13 protein-coding genes are annotated in these 18,157 nt (G+C 59.7%); 5 read left to right on the top strand and 8 right to left on the bottom strand.

The window, feature by feature from the left end:
* Positions 1–108: 108 nt before the first annotated feature.
* Positions 109–1,293 carry an IS256-like element IS3503 family transposase gene (locus EGX79_06920; GenBank protein AYX81934.1) on the bottom strand — a complete coding sequence of 395 codons (1,185 nt, stop codon included), beginning with the start codon at positions 1,291–1,293 and terminating at the stop codon, positions 109–111.
* Positions 1,294–1,729: 436 nt separating this feature from the next.
* Between EGX79_06920 and EGX79_06915 the strand changes: the two genes are divergently transcribed.
* Together EGX79_06915 and EGX79_06910 are read left to right on the top strand one after the other, a co-directional pair.
* Entirely contained in the window at positions 1,730–2,851 is a 1,122-nt protein-coding gene (locus tag EGX79_06915; GenBank protein AYX81933.1) for a glutathione-dependent reductase, read from the top strand.
* A 33-nt stretch (positions 2,852–2,884) separates the two neighbouring features.
* Positions 2,885–3,526 carry a dephospho-CoA kinase gene (locus tag EGX79_06910; protein AYX81932.1) on the top strand — a complete coding sequence of 214 codons (642 nt, stop codon included), beginning with the start codon at positions 2,885–2,887 and terminating at the stop codon, positions 3,524–3,526.
* On the opposite strand, the gene EGX79_06905 is transcribed toward EGX79_06910, so the two are convergent.
* The 3 genes from EGX79_06905 to EGX79_06895 form a co-directional block, all read right to left on the bottom strand.
* Positions 3,459–4,673, bottom strand: a complete 1,215-nt coding sequence (locus EGX79_06905) for an aminotransferase class I/II-fold pyridoxal phosphate-dependent enzyme (GenBank protein ID AYX81931.1) — start codon at positions 4,671–4,673, stop codon at positions 3,459–3,461. The genes EGX79_06910 and EGX79_06905 overlap by 68 nt on opposite strands.
* A gap of 104 nt (positions 4,674–4,777) precedes the next feature.
* On the bottom strand, positions 4,778–5,377 hold the full coding sequence (locus tag EGX79_06900) for a hypothetical protein (protein ID AYX82760.1): 600 nt from the start codon (positions 5,375–5,377) through the stop codon (positions 4,778–4,780).
* Between the two features lie 184 nt (positions 5,378–5,561).
* The gene (locus EGX79_06895; protein AYX81930.1) at positions 5,562–6,446 is read right to left on the bottom strand and encodes a DUF559 domain-containing protein; all 885 of its coding nucleotides are present in this window, start codon (positions 6,444–6,446) and stop codon (positions 5,562–5,564) included.
* A gap of 397 nt (positions 6,447–6,843) precedes the next feature.
* Here EGX79_06895 and uvrB point away from each other — a divergent pair, with 397 nt between their 5' ends.
* Positions 6,844–8,976 carry an excinuclease ABC subunit UvrB gene (gene uvrB / locus EGX79_06890; protein AYX81929.1) on the top strand — a complete coding sequence of 711 codons (2,133 nt, stop codon included), beginning with the start codon at positions 6,844–6,846 and terminating at the stop codon, positions 8,974–8,976.
* 132 nt (positions 8,977–9,108) lie between these two features.
* The gene (locus EGX79_06885; protein ID AYX81928.1) at positions 9,109–9,549 is read left to right on the top strand and encodes a universal stress protein; all 441 of its coding nucleotides are present in this window, start codon (positions 9,109–9,111) and stop codon (positions 9,547–9,549) included.
* Between the two features lie 84 nt (positions 9,550–9,633).
* Here EGX79_06885 and EGX79_06880 read toward each other — a convergent pair whose 3' ends face one another.
* The 4 genes from EGX79_06880 to EGX79_06865 form a co-directional block, all read right to left on the bottom strand.
* Positions 9,634–10,728: a winged helix DNA-binding domain-containing protein gene (locus tag EGX79_06880; protein ID AYX81927.1), complete on the bottom strand. Its 1,095-nt coding sequence runs from the start codon at positions 10,726–10,728 to the stop codon at positions 9,634–9,636.
* Between the two features lie 34 nt (positions 10,729–10,762).
* Complete coding sequence (locus EGX79_06875) at positions 10,763–13,264, bottom strand: helicase (protein ID AYX81926.1); 2,502 nt, start codon at positions 13,262–13,264, stop codon at positions 10,763–10,765.
* 133 nt (positions 13,265–13,397) lie between these two features.
* Positions 13,398–14,267 carry a DoxX family protein gene (locus EGX79_06870; protein AYX81925.1) on the bottom strand — a complete coding sequence of 290 codons (870 nt, stop codon included), beginning with the start codon at positions 14,265–14,267 and terminating at the stop codon, positions 13,398–13,400.
* 189 nt (positions 14,268–14,456) lie between these two features.
* Positions 14,457–15,164 carry an MBL fold metallo-hydrolase gene (locus EGX79_06865; GenBank protein ID AYX81924.1) on the bottom strand — a complete coding sequence of 236 codons (708 nt, stop codon included), beginning with the start codon at positions 15,162–15,164 and terminating at the stop codon, positions 14,457–14,459.
* Positions 15,165–15,303: 139 nt separating this feature from the next.
* On the opposite strand from EGX79_06865, the gene uvrA reads away from it, so the two are divergent.
* Positions 15,304–18,156, top strand: a complete 2,853-nt coding sequence (uvrA, locus tag EGX79_06860) for an excinuclease ABC subunit UvrA (protein AYX81923.1) — start codon at positions 15,304–15,306, stop codon at positions 18,154–18,156.
* The last annotated feature ends 1 nt before the right edge of the window (position 18,157 follow it).

Raw genomic sequence — 18,157 nt, 5'->3', positions numbered from 1 at the left:
CCCTTTGAGAAATTGCCCCGGCGAGGTTTTCCTCGCTGGGGCTTTTTCGTGCCTTCTTTGCTTTAGGGTTAAGTAAAGAAAAGTGTGTCTTTTCCGGGCGTGTTGCGGTTATTTGATCCAGCCTTTTTGGATGCCGAGGTTGTGTTGGTAGCTGGTGTCGATGGCGGTGTCGTATTCTGCTGGTGCACCGATGTCATTGGTAGTGGCTGTGGTGTTGTGGGTGATCAGGTCTGTTGCTGTGGAAAGTGCGTCTTGACCCCATCGTTGGTCCCTGGCGATCTTGACTGGATCGTCAGGGACTTCTGTATGTAGATACAGCCACCAATCCATCACTGTGCGTTGATGCGGTAGTGATAGTCCGCGGTGTCTGCGGGCTAGTTCTTTTATGGGGGCGTTGATGCCACCTTCGAGGCTGTTTGTTGTTGCTGCAAGGTTGTCGGGGTCGATGGTTGTTGGTGGGGGTTGCAGGTAGGTAAACAGCAGGTCTCTGCGGTGCAGAGATAGCAATGATTGATAGGCCGCTCGGACGCGTTGGTGGGTGTAGACCTTGGTGTAGGCGCCGGTAGCGGGGTCTTTGATGGTGGTTTTCTCGTTCATCCATTCCCGGTAGGTGTGGTCGAATTCGTGCAGGTGGGTGACCCATGTGGATGCTTGGTCAAGGTCGGTGATGCGAGTGAGTTTCAGGGCTAGGCGGTAGAGGGTTTTGCCGGCATCGGTGCGGGGGTTGCTGGTGGTGTGGCGGCGGACTGTTCGTTGGGCGTGGACGAGGCAGCGTTGGATGCGTGTTGTTGGCCAGCAGTGGTGGATGGCTGATTGGGCACCTTGTCCGCCGTCTGTGACTGCGATTAGTGGTGCGGCAATGGGGCGTAGGAGTTCGGTGTAGGCGGCGGTGGTTTCGTGTCTGGCCCAGGTCCAGTTGATGACGTGGGTTTTACTGGCTGCGATCAGGAGGCATCCGGACTTTAGATAGGTCGCGTCGAGGAAGATTTGGTCATGGATGCGGAATGAGCCGATGGTGGGTGTGGGGATGATCCACCAGCACCATCGGAATCGGTGGTGCATGGTTTGCCTGGTTACGCCATGGTGTGCGGCGAAGGTGGTTAGAGATTGGGTGCCGGTGGCCCATTGGATGAACAAAGCCATGGTGGCGGTGTTTTTGTTGTGGGTTTGGGTGTTGCGGGTAAAGGAGTGTCCGCAGTGGGTGCAGCGCCAACGGGTGGTTGATTTGCTGGTGGTGCCGTTTTTCTTTGTGTTGTTGCCGCATAGTGGGCAGCTGGGGCGGTTGGTGGTCATCCTTTAATCCAACCGGTGTGCGGTTAGCACAAATGTGGCCGGAGGTGCGGGATGGTGTGGGTAATAGCTTTCGGGGAGCTATTCTTTGGTGATTTGTGGTGTGTGGTCTGGGGTTATGGTGGCATGCGGACACACTTTTCTTTACTTAACCCTTGCTTTACGACGGGCACCTGCTCGGCCTTGTTCTTATAGCGGCGGCTTGGGGGCTTGCTGCATTTTTGGTCCTGGTGTTGGGGCTTTGGGCCATAAAGGTGGCGCCGCTGTTGCCTAAAGCGGGCTTACGCTTCACCAGAAGTAGTTTGCTGCACAGTAACCGGCTGCTGGCGAAGCGCAAGCCGTCCTAATGGCCCTAATGACTCTAATGTCCTGGTGGCCCTGTCGATTTTGGTGGCTCTGGCGGTCTTTACTGCCGTTGACAGCCTATCTTTCTGCCCATATGATTGGTGACATGACAACAAAGGACGAAGCCAAGCAGGTAGATAACGCTAACCAGGTAGAGGATTCCTCCCACTCCACCGGTGGTGTGTACTCCCAGGAGGGCAAGGACTTTAACCGCGACACCCGCTATATCAACGACCGCATTGTTAAGAACGGTCGCGAGGTAGGCGACGGAATTAAGACGTGGCCCGTTGAAGCCGGTCGCTACCGCCTTGTTGCAGCTCGCGCCTGCCCGTGGGCGCATCGCACACTTATCGTTCGCAGGCTGCTCGGCCTGGAAGATGCAATTTCAGTCGGAATTCCAGGGCCAGTGCACGATGCCCGCTCCTGGACATTCGACAAAGGCCCAGGTGGCCGCGATGAAGTACTCGGCTACGAGCGCCTGCAGGAGGCATTCCTCAAGCGTTTCCCGGACTACCAGCGTGGCATTACTGTTCCGGCCATCGTCGAGATCGAGTCGGGCGAGGTCGTGACCAATGACTTCCCCCGGATCACCTTGGACTTCATTACCGAGTGGACCGAGTTTCACCGTGACGGCGCCCCGGATCTCTACCCGGAGGAGCTGCGTGCGGAAATGGATGAGCTTATGCAGTTCATCTACACCGAAATCAATAACGGTGTCTACCGCTGCGGCTTCGCGGGCTCACAGGACTCCTACGACAAAGCTTACGACCGACTGTTCAGTGCCCTAGACAAGGTATCTGAGCGCTTAGAGACCCGCCGCTACCTCATGGGCGACCACATCACTGAGGCCGACATTCGCCTTTACACGACCCTCATCCGCTTCGATGCGGTCTACCACGGCCACTTCAAGTGCAACCGGAATAAGATCTCCGAGATGCCGGTTCTATACAACTACCTGCGTGATCTCTTCCAGACTCCGGGCTTCGGCGACACCACTGACTTTGTCGATATCAAGCGCCACTACTACGAGGTCCACCGCGACCTCAATCCCTTAGGTATTGTCCCGAAGGGCCCGGAGCTCTCCGACCTGCTCCAGCCGCACGGCCGTGAGGCCCTTGGCGGCAGCCCATTCGGTAACGGCACCGCGCCGACCCCAGTCAACCCGGATCCCGTCGAAGAGGGCCACCGCATCGAGGATCTCGTCGTAAAGCACTAACGTGCCGGGGCGTGTCCACGTACCCTTAGAGACATGCTCAAAGTAGGACTAACCGGTGGCATGGGCAGCGGAAAATCTACGGTCGCCCGTAGGTTCGCCGAGCTCGGTGCCGTCATCATCGACGCTGATCAGATTGCTCGTGACGTCGTCGAACCCGGCGAACCGGCGCTGGCCGAACTCGCCGAAGCTTTCGGCGAGGGCATTGTGCTTGACGACGGCTCCCTCAACCGCGGCGAGCTTGCGAAGCGGGCCTTCGTATCCGCGGAGAAGACGGAGCTGCTGAACTCCATCACTCACCCGCGTATTGAGCAGCGCACCGAAGAGCAGTTCAACGCGGCAGGTGACGCCATCATTGTTTTTGACTCTCCGCTGTTGATTGAAATGGGGCAGTCGGAAGCACAGGACCTCGTCGTAGTTGTGCATACCCCGGTGGAGGTCCGTCTCGACCGTCTGGTGGAAAGCCGCGGTGTAGACCGAGAGGATGCGAAGCAGCGCATCGCTAAGCAAATCAGCGATGACAAGCGCCTGCAGTTCGCCGACGTGGTTCTGGAAAACTCAGGCACCGAGGAGGACCTCGTGCGCCAGGTCGACCGGATTTGGGAGCGGATTATTCAGCCGCTGAATCAGATTCGCCAGCTGCAGGCCGGGCAGCAAGATAATCCCGCAGCCGGATGATAGCCTCCTCAATCACCTCGGCGCGCTTGCAGAAAGCGAACCGCACCAGGTAGCGGTACTTTTCTGACTCTGGGTCATCCACAAAAGCGGTGACGGGGATGGCTGCGACGCGGCATTCCTTGACCAGGCGGGTGCAGGTCTCCAGGGCGTCGCCAAGCCCCCAGCTCGAGACATCGGCGACGACAAAATACCCTGCCTGCGGCGTGAAGGCATCGGCGCCAAGGCCCTCCAAGCCCTCGGCGAGGAGCCGCATGTTGCCCTCGAGCTGACCTGCCAGCTCGTCCACCCATGGGGCACATTCCTGCAGGCCACGGGCGACTGCGGGCTGAAGGGGAGTGGCGCCGACATAGCTCAAGAACTGCTTGGCCTTGACGACGCCATCGAGTAGCTCAGTCGGGGCGAGCGCCCAGCCAATCTTCCAGCCGGTGACGTTGAAGGTTTTTGCGGCACTGGACACGACAATGGTCCGCTCGCGCATGCCGGGCAGAGCGCTGATGGAAGAGTGTGACAATCCGTTGAAGTACAGGCGTTCGTAGACTTCGTCGGCAAGCACGAGTAGATGGTTTGCGATGGCGACATCGGCGATGGCCTGCAAGTCCTCGTCCGCGAGGACGGTGCCGGTGGGGTTGTGCGGCGAATTGATGATGATCATGGCCGTTTTGGCGGTGACGGCATCGGCAAGCGCGCTGCGGTCGAGCGACCAGGAGCGTGCCGTGCCGGAAGCTGCGGGGATGAGCGGCACCGCGGTATATGTGCAGTTAGCCAGTGCGATGGCGGCTTTGTACGAGTCGTAGTACGGCTCGATGACGATGACGTGGCTGCCGGGTTCGAGATGCCCCAAGGTGGTGGCGGCAATCGCCTCCGTGGCACCGACCGTGACGAGGCATTCGGTGTCGGCATCGTAGACCTGCCCCGTGCGGCGGGCGCGATCGGCGACGATAGCCTCGCGGAGCACCTTCATGCCGCGGCCGGGGCCGTACTGGTTGTTTCCTCCAGCTATCTGATGTCGCGCCTCCGCGAGCACCTCGTCCGGCCCATCCCAATCCGGGAAGCCCTGTCCAAGATTGATCGCCTCGTGCTCGGTAGCGAGGCGGGACATGGTGGCGAAGATGGTCTCGCCGAAGGGGCGCAAGCGGGAAACTGTCATGGTTTCACTGTAGGCGGGAGTTTGCGGGCTTGTTGCGATTCCCCATCGGCGAATCGCGGCTGGCGGCCAGCAGTTGCACCGACTGCCGACCGCCACCTGGTGCGCTAGTACATGTAAATCTTCGCGTTGTTGCCGCCGGTGCACACGACAACGTCGTCTTGTGTGCTGCAGCTGAGGTCGTAGGTCTTCCCGGTCGCGGGGCTCTTGGCCTTGATGTTTGGCTGCAGGCGGTCGCGGATATTGTCCTCCGAGGCGTTAAGCCCCTCGGTCTGCTGGTTGAATACGGCCTTCGCAAAGTCGCAGCTGGTGTTTGGCCCCGCCGCGATGAGGTTGAGGCCGTACCCATCGCCGTAGATGCAGGTGGTTGCCTGTTCGCCCGCCGCCGTGAAGGTGGATCCCGGCGAGGGGTTGTTGTAGATCTCAGCGGTCATGTCCTGACGAAGCTCGCTCCCGTCGCCGTTGTCGCCGCTTTCGCTTGACGACGTCGACGTGCCACCAGTCTCCGCCGTCGTTGTGTCGCCTCCCTGGTCCGGTGCGGAACCGGTTGGGTTAGGCGTGTTGCCCGAACCCTTGTCAGATACGCCATCCTCGGGCTGAGTAACGGTGGTGGTTTCAACCGGAGTAGCAGATTCGGACGCTGCTTCGGTTTCCTGTGTTGAGCAGGCGGTGAAAGCCAATGCGGTGGTGGCGAGGATACCGGCCACAAGGGCTCGGTGTGAGGTTGCTTTTCGAGTGGTGGAACCTGGGCGAGTCGTAGCGTGCGTGTGGACTGGTGTGCGGCGCGAGGTGTTCATAGGCGCCAGGCTAGTTGCTGTGCGGGCAGTTTTCATTACAAAATAAATAACAATTCGGCAAATGGATGGCGGTTTATTTTGCGATATCGGCTGTTTATCGCTGCTTATTGGCGTAGCCAACCGTTGGATTCCATTCCCAAACTTTCTGACAGGCAGGCCATCCTGGTTTATAGTCCACGCGGGGACGGCGCTTTTGTACCCATCGGATTGCCTGCTCGATCTCGTCGAGGACGCTGTCGAGATTCCAATTGATGCATGAGTCCGTGAACCGCAGGACTATCCAGCCGTGCAGCGTGCCGGAGTTGGTCTTCCAGCGATCTGTGATGAACGAGTCCTCGTTGGCGTGGTACTTCTCTGAGTCAACTTCGATGGCTATTTTCCACTGGTCAAGCAGGATGTCGAAGCAGTAGGGGCCGATGTACTGGTTCATTCGGATGCGGTACCCGCGCTTGATTAGTGGACGGGCCAGCTTGCGCTCGAGTTCGCTGCATGAGCCAATCGGCGTGGTAGCGATGGTTTCACGCAGCCATGCAGGGACCTTCCGCATCCGGCTGAGGTCGTGGTTGAGTCGCTTCTCGCCGTCCCGGCCGGCGTAGTGTGTTTCCAGGATTCTGTGTGCATAGTCTTTTGAAGCGCGTGCTGCCCAGAGGGCTTCGACAACTGGTATGCCATCGATTCTGGTGCAGGCCGGCAGGCGGCTGTGCCTAATGGAGAAGGTCTCGGCCTGAACTGATCCCGCGCCCTCTGCCTGGATAGGAAGTGTCAGGGGAAGTCTCAAGTGGATTTGAGCTGCGCTTTTACCGCTTAGCGCAATGCTTTTGTAATGCCCCGTGATTGCTCGGGCGACTGAGGCGGGAGAGTGGTCGTCAATGTAGAGGCCCCGTACCAATTTAGTTAGCCTGCCTTGTTGTAGGAGGGCTCTGGTCTTTTTCTCTCCGATGCCGAGTGCACGCAACTCGGCCGTGGTGAAACTTCCCATGGTCGGGACTCTAAGCTTTTTCGGCCCAGGGACTTCGCTGCGAGAGAGGCTCCACGTCCAATCTGTGGACAACTTTCAGGGTGTGGATAACCCAGGCCTCCCGCAGCCTTGCAGCCTCGCAGCCTCGCAGCCGCAGCCGCGGACCATCGATAAGACGGCTTGCGCTTCACCAGGAGTCAGTCCATGCGCACTAAGGGCCAGCTGGTGAAGCGGAACCCGCCTTTGCTGGCCTGGCACCGACTTTATGCCAGCCTTGTCCAAATCTGTGCCGATTTTAATGTTGGACCGGAACTCGACAGCCGCTCCTAGGCTCTGGACCCTAGCCCTGGACAGCCCAAAGCCCCAGGAAGTAACGTAACCAGCCGCTTTCAAGACAGCCTTCGCTACGCTGGGAACTATGGCATTTGCAGCAGAGCAACCCGTCCTCGCACACTCGGAGTTCCGTCCCGTCGGTGAAGTCGAGCGCGCTGAGGGAAACTTCGAGGTCATCAGCGAGTTCGAGCCCTCGGGCGACCAGCCGCAGGCAATCGCGGAACTGTCGGAGCGCCTAGATAGAGGCGAGCGCGAGGTAGTCCTGATGGGTGCCACGGGCACCGGTAAGTCAGCCACCGCAGCGTGGTTGATCGAAAAGGTGCAGCGGCCAACCCTCGTCATGGCACCGAACAAGACGCTTGCGGCCCAGCTGGCCAATGAGCTCCGCAGCCTGCTGCCAAACAACGCGGTCGAGTACTTCGTTTCGTACTACGACTACTACCAACCCGAGGCCTACATCGCGCAGACCGATACCTATATTGAAAAGGATTCCTCCATCAACGAGGACGTGGAGCGCCTGCGCCACTCGGCTACTTCAGCGCTGCTGTCGCGTCGCGACGTAGTCGTCGTCAGCTCTGTTTCTTGCATCTATGGCCTGGGTACCCCGCAGTCATACCTCGACCGTTCGGTGTGGCTGAAGGAGGGCGAGGAAGTCGACCGCGACCAGTTCCTGCGCCTTTTGGTGGACATTCAGTACGCCCGCAATGACATTGCCTTTACCCGCGGCACCTTCCGAGTAAAAGGTGACGTGGTCGATATCATCCCGGCCTACGAAGAAAAGGCCGTGCGGGTGGAGTTCTTCGGCGACGAGATTGATTCGCTGTACTACCTCAATCCAGTCACAGGCGACGTCATCGACCAAGTCCCTGAGCTGCGCATCTTCCCAGCTACGCACTACGTCGCAGGCCCGGAGCGGATGGAACGGGCCGTCGCGGACATCAAGGCCGAACTCGCCGAACGCCTGGCGGATCTGGAAAACCGGGGCAAGTTGCTGGAAGCACAGCGTCTGCGCATGCGCACGGAGTACGACCTCGAAATGATTGAACAGGTCGGCTTCTGCTCCGGCATTGAGAACTACTCGCGCCACATCGATGGTCGCGCGCCGGGCTCGGCCCCCGCGACGCTCATTGACTATTTCCCGGAGGACTTCCTCACCATCATCGATGAGTCGCACGTCACCGTGCCGCAGATTGGCGGCATGTTCGAGGGCGATGCCTCCCGTAAGCGCAACCTCGTCGACTTCGGTTTCCGCCTCCCATCGGCGTTGGATAACCGCCCGCTGACGTTCGACGAATTCGATGCCCGCGTGGGCCAGGTCGTGTTCATGTCCGCAACGCCGGGTGACTATGAGCTCGAAAAGACCGGTGGCGAGTATGTGGAGCAGGTTATTCGTCCGACTGGGCTGGTGGACCCCAAGATCGTCGTTAAGCCTACTGAGGGGCAGATCGATGATTTGATCGGCGAGATCCGAAAGCGCACCGAGCGTGACGAGCGCGTTCTCGTCACAACCCTGACGAAGAAGATGGCGGAGGATCTGACCGACTACCTGCTCGAAAATGGCGTGCAGGTGCGGTACATGCATTCGGATGTGGATACGCTCAAACGCGTTGAGCTGCTGCGGCAGTTGCGTCTCGGCGAGTACGACGTGCTGGTCGGTATTAACCTGCTGCGCGAGGGGCTGGACTTGCCCGAGGTTTCGCTGGTGGCAATCCTCGACGCCGACAAGGAGGGGTTCCTGCGTTCGGAGCGCTCGTTGATTCAGACGATTGGTCGTGCCGCGCGAAACGTCTCCGGCGAGGTGCACATGTACGCCGACAAGATCACCGATTCCATGCGGTTCGCCATCGACGAGACGGAGCGCCGCCGCGAAAAGCAGATTGCTTACAACACTGAGCATGGCATCGATCCGCAGCCGCTGCGCAAGAAGATCGCGGACATTCTGGATCAGGTCTACGACAACGCTGACACCGATTACGAAGGCAAGACCGGTGCGGCCGCTGATGCGCTGCTCTCGCGTGCCGACGGCTCGGGCGCGGCCGATGGTGCCAGCGGTAAGCAGATGCCGAGGGCGGAGCTCGAGGCGCTTATCGCGGACCTGTCGGAGCAGATGGCCGCGGCTGCGCGAGAGTTGAAGTTCGAGCTCGCGGGGCGCTTGCGCGATGAGATTTTCGACCTCAAGAAGGAACTTAAGGGGATGATTGAGGCCGGTGTCGAGTAGTTTTTTGCTACTGTTGTGGGAAGTAAAACAGTGTATTCGCGAAAGTGGCTCTGGCCAGTGGGTTCGGGGCAACGACGGCGTTACGCACGATGAACTGTTTTAATGCAACTTCCACAGTGAGGGATAGTTTTCATGAGTGATTACAAGACCATTGTTGTCGGCACGGATGGTTCTAAGTCGTCGCTGCTCGCAGTAGAGCGCGCTGCCTCGATTGCCGCGGCTTTCGATGCCACCCTGGTTATCGGCTGCGCTTACTACGAGACTGCAGAGGATGCGTCCAAGACCCTGCGCCAGGATTCGGTTCAGGTCCTCGGTGATGACCCGGCTCAGAAGAACCTGGCTGCTGCTAAGGAGGCCGCAGAGGCCGTCGGCGCTACCAAGGTTGAGACCGAGGTTCGTTCCGGCTCCCCGGTTGAGGCTCTGATGTCTCTGGTCACTGACCGTCGCGCTGACCTGCTGGTGGTTGGCAACCGCGGTATTAACTCGCTGACTGGTCGTCTGCTGGGCTCCGTGCCGGCTGATGTTGCTCGTCAGTCGGACTGTGACGTCATGATTGTTCACACTGTGAGCTAACAAAACGGTGAGCTAGTAAGACCGTCAGCTAACAATTTAGCTTTCGTTTTAAACCGGCATCTCTTAGTTGAGGTGCCGGTTTTTCTATTGTCGGCCGGTGATAACCCCTTCTTCAACTACAAAAGGCCAGCTAATTCCGTTTCTGGTTAAGACCTGGTTGCGAAGGGATTCAGGAAGAACTTCGGTACGGCTGCCATAGCCCATGAGGTACTCGTCAAAAGCGGGCAGTCGAAGCGTCAGTGAAAGCGCGGCTTCAAGCTCGGCCTCAGCTACGTTCTGCTGCCATGCCGGCATGAAGTACTCATTTTGTGCGAGTCCTTCGCCGGTGAATTCTGTGTCAGTTGGCGTGTGCGGAGAGGCAGAGGAATCGAGGGAGAAAGGAGCTATTAAGTGGTCGATAAGCTTAAAGGCCTTTTTCGCTTGAGTTTTCGTCAGCCCCAGCCACCACGCGAAGTCAGCTACACAGATAGGTCCGCGGGAATTAACATAGCGCCAGGCAATGTCGGCCAGCGTGGATTCAGCTGAGTGTTCTGTGCTGGAGCCCTCCGTGGTATTTGCTGAGAGGCCGCCTTTGAAAGTTACGTCGGCAAGCAGGACGAAGGTATCTTCGGATCCTTTTCGTGGCCCTTGGACGACAGCGCCTTCGCCGCCGAATGTGCGCAGTAGGTGAGGACCTCTTTGTTCCGTGGGGTCTATTCCATGATCTGCGAAAACCTCATAGGCTTCAGTCCGAGTCAGCGGGTCGGACAGGCCACGTGAGCGCAATTCGGAATGAAATGCTGCCCTTGCGGTCTGCACATCATCTTGAGAAAGCCCGAGTGTCGTACGACGTCTTGCTGCTGCCTTTTCGATGCGCGGATTCGTCAACCTCATAATTGCTCCCGCGTCTTGCGCTGAAACAAAGTGCAGGGTGCCTCGTTGAGACCAACAGCGAACGATGTCGTAAGAAGAAATGGCTGCTAAAACATCGTCGGTGGTGCTGCCACTGCGTAGGGCGATGGCATTAACACCGTTCGAATAATTCTGCCCTTGTAGAGCGACCATGCCATGCGTTGCTGATAATGCAGGCGAGTTGAGGTTTGTATTCCAATCGCTGCGTGCTTGACTTGCAGCTAACCTCTGGGCAATGAGACGGCGTGCGCGAAGTTCAGCTAGCTGAGGTAGATAGTTTTGGGACATAATGTCTCACTCATTCTGTACGGCACTATCCTCGTCATTCTAACCATTGCAGCTCCGGCAAAACGCTCGACTGCTGAGGCGCCACAACAATTAGCCCCTGGGTCGCACGAGTCAGTGCAACGTACAGGTCCTGTAGCCCCTGTGGGGATTGCGCCACAATCTGGTCGGGCGCAACGACGATGACCTCGTCGAATTCCAGGCCTTTTGAGGTCGTGATGTCGTAGACCGCGCAGTTGGTGAGTTTGCTGGGGCGAGTAGCAGGTGCGTCATCGGCGGCACTAGCCCCGCCAGCACCATCAGGGTCACCATCTCCATCAGCTCCACCACCGAGAAAATCCCGCACCTCCGCGCGCGTGGCTTCGAGCAACTCGGCGGGCGCGATCACAGCGACCAGGCGGTCCGGCTGCGCAACCTGCTCCACATGCGCCAGAGCCTCCGTCACGGTGCGAGCCTGGACAGGCTTGCGGCCGGTCGCGCGGATCGACTGCGGTGCCTCCAGCTCCGGATCAATCTCGGCCAGGACGCTGGCGGCGACCTCCATCACCTCAGCTGGGGTGCGGTAGTTGACGGTCAGCTCGTGGAGATGCCACCTCGAGCCGATGATGGGTTCCAGCACATCATCCCAGGTCGCGGCACCTGCGGGGGAGCCCGTCTGGGCCACGTCGCCGACGAGGGTCATCCAGCCGTTGGGGCTGCGGCGGCGCAGCATTCGCCAGGCCATCGCGGAGAGTTCCTGAGCCTCGTCGACGATGACATGGCCGTAGGCCCACAGGCGATCCGCCGCCGCCCGCTCGGCGGTGGATCGCAGGTCGCGCTCACGGTGGCGTTCGGCCAGTGCCTCGGCATCGATGACGTCATACGCTGACAAGATCTCGGCCTCGAAGCCGTCGTCAAGATCCTGGGACGCAGAACTGGACAGGGTATCCAACGCGCCCTGCGCTTCCTCGACGCGGGCCTGCCAATCCTCTTCATCGGCCTCCGCGTCACCAACTGGGCCGAGGAGTTCCGCCAGCTCGTCGAGAAGCGGGGCGTCGGAAGGCATCCAGTCGGTGCCTTCCGGCCGGTAGAGAGCCTCGCGCGTCAGCTCGTCGTAATCGGTGGCGGCGTAGTCGATGGCCTCGCGAGAGCTCAGCAGCTCCGACAGCACCCGCTCGGGCGTAAGCGCAGGCCACAGCTCATCGAGGATGTCGGCAACTGCTCCGGATTCGTCGATTTCGTCGCGTAGATCGGCAATGTCGGTCACGGACAGGAGGTTTTCGCCGCCCAGCGGATCGGCACCGATGACCTCGGCCATCTGCGCGGCCAGGAGCTCCACCACGTGATCGCGGAAAATCGGCCGGGCCAGATTGTGGGGTTTCCGAGTCCGCCGCGCACGCGTGCGTGCAGCTTTCACCATGTCAGGTGTGATCGTCAGGGTGATGTTGTCGTTCCGGACTTCAAGAGGTTCCGCGGGGAGCTCCTGGTAGGCCCGCACGGCTTCGCGCAGGATAGTGAGCATCTCAATCGAGCCCTTAACTTCCTGCGCAACCAGGGGTTCGGGGTTGTGTCCGTCGATAAGCGCGTTGGAACCGCGCACGCCGGGGTAGAGATCGGCAATGGTGGTCAGTACCACGCCCGTTTCGCCGAGGCTCGGCAGCACGCGCGAGATGTAGTCGAGGAAGGTTGTGTTCGGGCCGATGATGAGGACACCGGTTTTCGCCAGTTGATTGCGGTAGGTGTAGAGAAGCCACGCGACGCGATGCAGCGCCACCGCCGTCTTGCCCGTGCCGGGACCGCCCTGGACGACCAGGGTGCCGCGGGTGGAGTCGCGGATGATGAGGTCCTGCTCGCGCTGAATGGTCTCCACAATGCCGCGCATATGGCCGGTGCGCGCTTGATTCATGACCTCCCGCAGCACCGATTCGCCACCGACGCCCGCTTCAACTTCGGTCTCGTGTGCGCTGTCGGCTTCCTCGCCGGAGAGCCATTCGTCGTCAATGCTGCGGACCTTCCGGCCGTGCGTGCGCAGGTGTCGGCGCAGGCTGACTCCCTCGGGATGCGCGGTCGTGGCCAGGTAAAACGGGCGCGCGCCGTCGGCACGCCAATCCATGATGACCGTGCGGTAGTCGTCGTTTTCATCGGACAGGCCGATTCGCCCGATGTATCGCTTATCGACGGTCGCCCCCGGCCCTTCCTCTGCCAAAGGATTGTCGGGATCTGTGTCATCGATATCGATTCGACCAAAGACCAGGCCAATCTCGGCTGAGCGGTAGCGGTCCAGATTAGCCTGTAGTCGGTGGTATTCCACCTCGCGTTCAACGCGGGCTTGCGGGTCTGGGTCGTCGATGAGCATGACCTGGCGCAGGTACTCTTGGTCGCGCTCGCGTGCCCGGTCGAGGAAGCTGAACGCACGGTCGACGTAGGCCTGTTCGGCAGCGAGGGTACTCTCTTCTTCTCGCTGTGGTGCTGAACTTGCTTGGTCCGGCAGACCTGCCTGGCCAGTGTGGCCAATGCGGCCTGTCTGGTCCTGCCCGGGCTCGGATGCGCGCGACGCCAACCTGGTCTCCTCAACGAATCGCTGAATTAGTGCTAACTGATGTGCTGAATGAATATAAAAATATGAAAACGCTCCCGCACGCGTAGTGGCGTGGGGAGCGTTTAAGTATACCGCCTTAACTGCGGCAGCAAACTTACTGCAGGCGCTTCTGCGCCTTCTTTGCGGACTTCTTGGCCTCCTTGGAAGCCTTGGCTGCGCGCTTGCGCAGTTCCTTGCGCTGCTTGCGAGTGTCCTTCTTGAGATCCTTGCCCAGGTCCTCGGCGTAGTCGCGAGCGTCCTCAGCGAGCTCGGTAGCCTTGGCAATCCAGTCGTCCTTGTTGTCCTCGACGTAGCTCTTAGCGGTGTCGAAGGCGTCGGTGAGCTGCTCGCGCCAGCCGTCCTTGTTGTCCTCGACGTATTCACGAGCCCCATCGGTGGCCTCAGAAGCGCGGTCACGGAGCAGGCCAGCCTTTTCGCGGACGTTCTCGCCGGCGGAAGCGAAGGCTGCGCTGATTTCCTCAGTGCGCTGCTCGGTTTCAGACTTGGTCGGCAGGGCAGCCTGAACCTTCTTGTTCAGCTGCTTGCCTGCCTTCTCAGCGCGCCAAGCGACACCCGGCTTGCCGTCGGTGTCAGCGGTAGCCAGGAAGAGGCCACCCAGCAGACCGATGTCGGTCAGGAAACCAGTGCGGCGAGCTGCCTTCTCCTTCGAATCCTGGGTCTCCCAGAATGCGTGGCGAGCCAGCATCGTCGGAACCTGTGCAGCGACCAGAGCGGTGGCGGACAGGCGTGGAGCCTTACCCAGAGCGTAGAGGGAACCTGCGGCAACCTTGGTGCCAGCGACGACCTGGACAACCAGCTTCTCGCTATTTGGCACGTACTTGTTGTACTGGTTCGGGGTTACGGAGCGGACGCGGGCAATCAGGTCGCGTGCGCCCTCTTCATGATCCTTCTGGTTCATCAGCGTGTCGACACCGTCGGCAACGAAAACCGAGGCCAGCATTGGTCGGGCAAACTTGCGAATCATCTAAATTCCATCTCCTTTGTCGTCCAGGTGAAACCGTGTTTTTGGCCATCTGGTCGCTGTAATTCACTATTAATCCTACGCAGCCCGGCCTATTTATGTCGCGGGAATGACGAGTTTTTCAGAAGCTCCGGCTGCATCCAGCGCTGCCAACCACACTCATCCAGCACTACCGACCACGCTCATCCAGCGCTACCAACCACGCTGGCGCCAGTTCTCGACCTCGGGGCTCTCGACACCAACTGTGGTGTCTTTGCCGTGGCCGGGGTGAATCACCGAGTCGGCGGGGTAGACGTGAAAGAGGCGGCTCTCGACATCGTCGATAAGCTGCGTGAAATCCTCGGGCGAGTACGTTTTGCCGACACCGCCTGGGAAGATGCTGTCACCGACGAAGAGGTGGTGTGACGGGGTGCCCTCGGAAAGCGCGCCGGCTTCTTTGGCGGACAGGTCGAGGCAGAGACCGCCCTTGGTGTGTCCGCGCAGGATGAACGTGGGCAGCGTGATGTCCTCGCCGAACGTGATGGTCTCGCCGCCGTCGAGCTGCTGGTCGGCGGGCTCGGGAATGTCGGCAGCGTCGAGGCTGGACGTGATGTGGCGGGCCGGGAATGACTGCAGGAGCTCGCCGAGCGCCTGAACGTGATCGCCGTGGGAGTGCGTGGTGACAATCGTGCGGACCTGCGCGCCGACGTGCTCAACCAGGCGGATTAGATGGTCGGCGTCGGTGGCGGCGTCGATAAGTAGGGAATTGTCGGGCTCGCGGGAGTCGACCAAAAGGTAGACGTTGTTGTCCATCGATCCGACGGAGGTCTTATAAATAGTGACATTGCCGTAGTCAATGCGCTCAACGCCGCGCGTTCTCGGCGAGTTGGAGTAAGGGCTGATTGTAATGTCGTCGTTCATGCGCCCCAGGGTAATGAGGTGTCTGTCGGCGCGCTAGGAGCGCAACGTAACCACGAGTCTCTGAACACATGTGCGAAAAATTGGTTATGGACTGTAGACTAGTCGGCAGTGAATCGTCGACGAATTGAGGTTTCCCACTGTGGCTGAACGTCTAGTGGTCAGAGGCGCCCGCGAGCATAACCTGCAGGGTGTTGACATCGATTTGCCCAGAGACAAGATGGTGGTTTTCACAGGTCTGTCGGGGTCGGGTAAATCGTCACTGGCATTTGACACAATTTTCGCCGAGGGCCAGCGCCGTTACGTGGAGTCGCTGAGCTCCTATGCGCGCATGTTCCTGGGGCAGATGGAAAAGCCCGATGTAGAGATGATTGAGGGGCTCTCGCCGGCGGTGTCGATCGACCAGAAGTCGACGAACCGCAACCCGCGCTCGACCGTCGGAACCATCACTGAAGTGTATGACTACCTGCGTCTTCTCTACGCGCGCACCGGTACACCGCACTGTCCGACCTGTGGGGAAGTAATCTCCTCACAGACTCCACAGCAGATCGTCGATCAGGTCATGGAAATGCCGGAGGGCACCAAATTCCAGGTCCTCGCACCCGTCGTGCGCACGCGCAAGGGTGAATTCGTCGACCTGTTTGAACGCCTCGCATTCGAGGGTTACGCGCGTGTCATCGTCGATGGTGAAATGCACCGTCTGACGGATCCGCCGAAGCTGAAGAAGCAGGTCAAGCATGACATTGACGTGGTCATTGACCGTCTCCAGGTGAAGGAGTCGCAGCAGCGCAGGCTCACCGATTCCGTCGAAACGGCGCTTCTGCTTGCCGACGGCGTCGTGGTCATCGACGCCGTCGGGCTAGAGGCGGACGACCCGCGTCGAACCCAGCGGTTCTCGGAGAAGATGGCCTGCCCGAATGGGCACCGTATTGCTATCGATGAGTTGGAGCCACGGTCGTTTTCCTTTAACTCGCCGTATGGTGCGTGCCCGGAGTGTGACGGTATCGGTACCAAGCTGGAGGTGGACACGGACCTGGTGATTCCAGATCCGTCGCTGCCGACGATTGAGGCGATTGCGCCGTGGCGGCAGACGCTGAACAAGAAGTACTTTGAAAAGCTGGTTGAAGGCCTCGCCACCGAGATGAGCTTCGACCCGACCACGCCTTTCGAAGACCTCACAGCGCCGCAGCGCAAGGCCCTGCTGCATGGTTCCAGCCACAAGGTCACGGTGCGTTACCGCAATCGCTACGGCCGTACTCGCCAGTACACCGCACCGTTTGAAGGCGTGATGCCGTACCTGCACCGCAAGCTGTCACAGGCGGAGAGCGACTCTCAGAAGGAGCGTTTCCAGGGGTACATGCGTGAGGTGCCGTGCCCGGCATGTAGCGGTACTCGTTTGCGTCCGGAGATTCTTTCGGTGACGTTGGATTCGGCGGAGTTCGGGCAGAAGAATATTGCCGAGCTGACAGAGCTGTCGGTCCACGATGGCTCGGCATTCCTGAATTCGCTGACTTTGGGCAAGCGCGAGGAAATGATTGCCGGGCGTGTTCTGCGTGAGGTGCAGGCTCGTCTGAAGTTCCTGCTGGATGTGGGGCTGGACTATCTGTCCCTGTCTCGTTCGGCGGGCACGCTGTCCGGTGGTGAAGCGCAGCGAATTCGTCTGGCCACCCAGATTGGCTCGGGGCTCGCCGGCGTGCTCTATGTCTTGGATGAGCCGTCGATTGGTCTTCACCAGCGCGATAACAGTCGTCTAATCAAGACTCTGAAGAACCTGCGCGACCTGGGCAATACCCTGATTGTGGTCGAGCATGATGAGGAGACGATTCGCGAGGCCGATTGGCTGGTCGACATTGGGCCCAAGGCCGGTGAATACGGTGGACAAATCGTCTACCAGGGTGAACCGTCGGGCATTGTTGACTGCGAAGAGTCGCTGACAGGTGCGTACCTCTCGGGTCGTCGGGTGTTGGCGGTGCCGGAGAACCGTCGTGCGATTGATAAGTCGCGCATGGTGACGGTCAAGGGCGCTCGCGAAAACAACCTGAAGAAGATTGACGTGAAGTTCCCCCTCGGCGTGTTGACCTGTGTGACGGGTGTTTCCGGTTCAGGCAAGTCCACCTTGGTCAACGAAATTCTGGCCAAGGTGATGAGCAATGAGCTCAACGGTGCTCGTCAGGTGCCGGGTCGACACAGCCGCGTGGAGGGGCTGGATCAGCTGGACAAGCTGGTGCAGGTTGACCAGTCGCCGATTGGTCGCACCCCGCGTTCCAACCCAGCGACGTACACCGGCGTGTTCGACAAAATCCGCAACCTCTTCGCAGAGACGCAAGAGGCCAAGGTTCGCGGTTATAAGCCGGGCCGGTTCAGCTTTAACGTCAAGGGCGGTCGCTGTGAGGCGTGTAAGGGCGACGGCACCATCAAAATTGAGATGAACTTCCTGCCGGATGTCTACGTGCCTTGCGAGGTTTGCCATGGCGCGCGCTACAACCGCGAAACGCTGGAGGTTCGCTACAAGGGCAAGACCATCGCTGAGGTGCTGGACATGCCCATCTCCGAGGCAGCGGAGTTCTTCGAGCCGATTCAGTCGATTGCGCGTTATCTCAATACGCTTGTCGACGTCGGCCTGGGCTATGTCCGTCTCGGGCAGGCGGCAACCACGCTCTCGGGTGGTGAGGCTCAGCGCGTGAAGTTGGCCAGTGAGCTGCAGAAGCGCTCCAATGGCCGGACGGTCTACATCTTGGATGAGCCGACCACGGGGCTGCATTTTGAGGACATCCGCAAGCTCATGTTGGTGTTGCAGGGCCTGGTGGACAAGGGCAACACCGTCATTGTCATTGAGCACAATTTGGATGTCATCAAGTCTGCGGATTGGATCATCGACATGGGGCCGGAAGGCGGCTCCGGCGGTGGCACCGTGGTTGTAGAGGGCACGCCGGAGGATGTCGCGAACTGTTCCGGCTCCCACACCGGGCAGTACCTGAAGCCGCTGCTTAAGTAGC

The organism is Corynebacterium jeikeium (genome assembly GCA_003955985.1).
Taxonomy (GTDB): Bacteria; Actinomycetota; Actinomycetes; order Mycobacteriales; family Mycobacteriaceae; genus Corynebacterium; species Corynebacterium jeikeium_D.
Note: the sequence above shows the minus strand (reverse complement) of the source record. Positions and strands in the feature narration are given on the sequence as shown.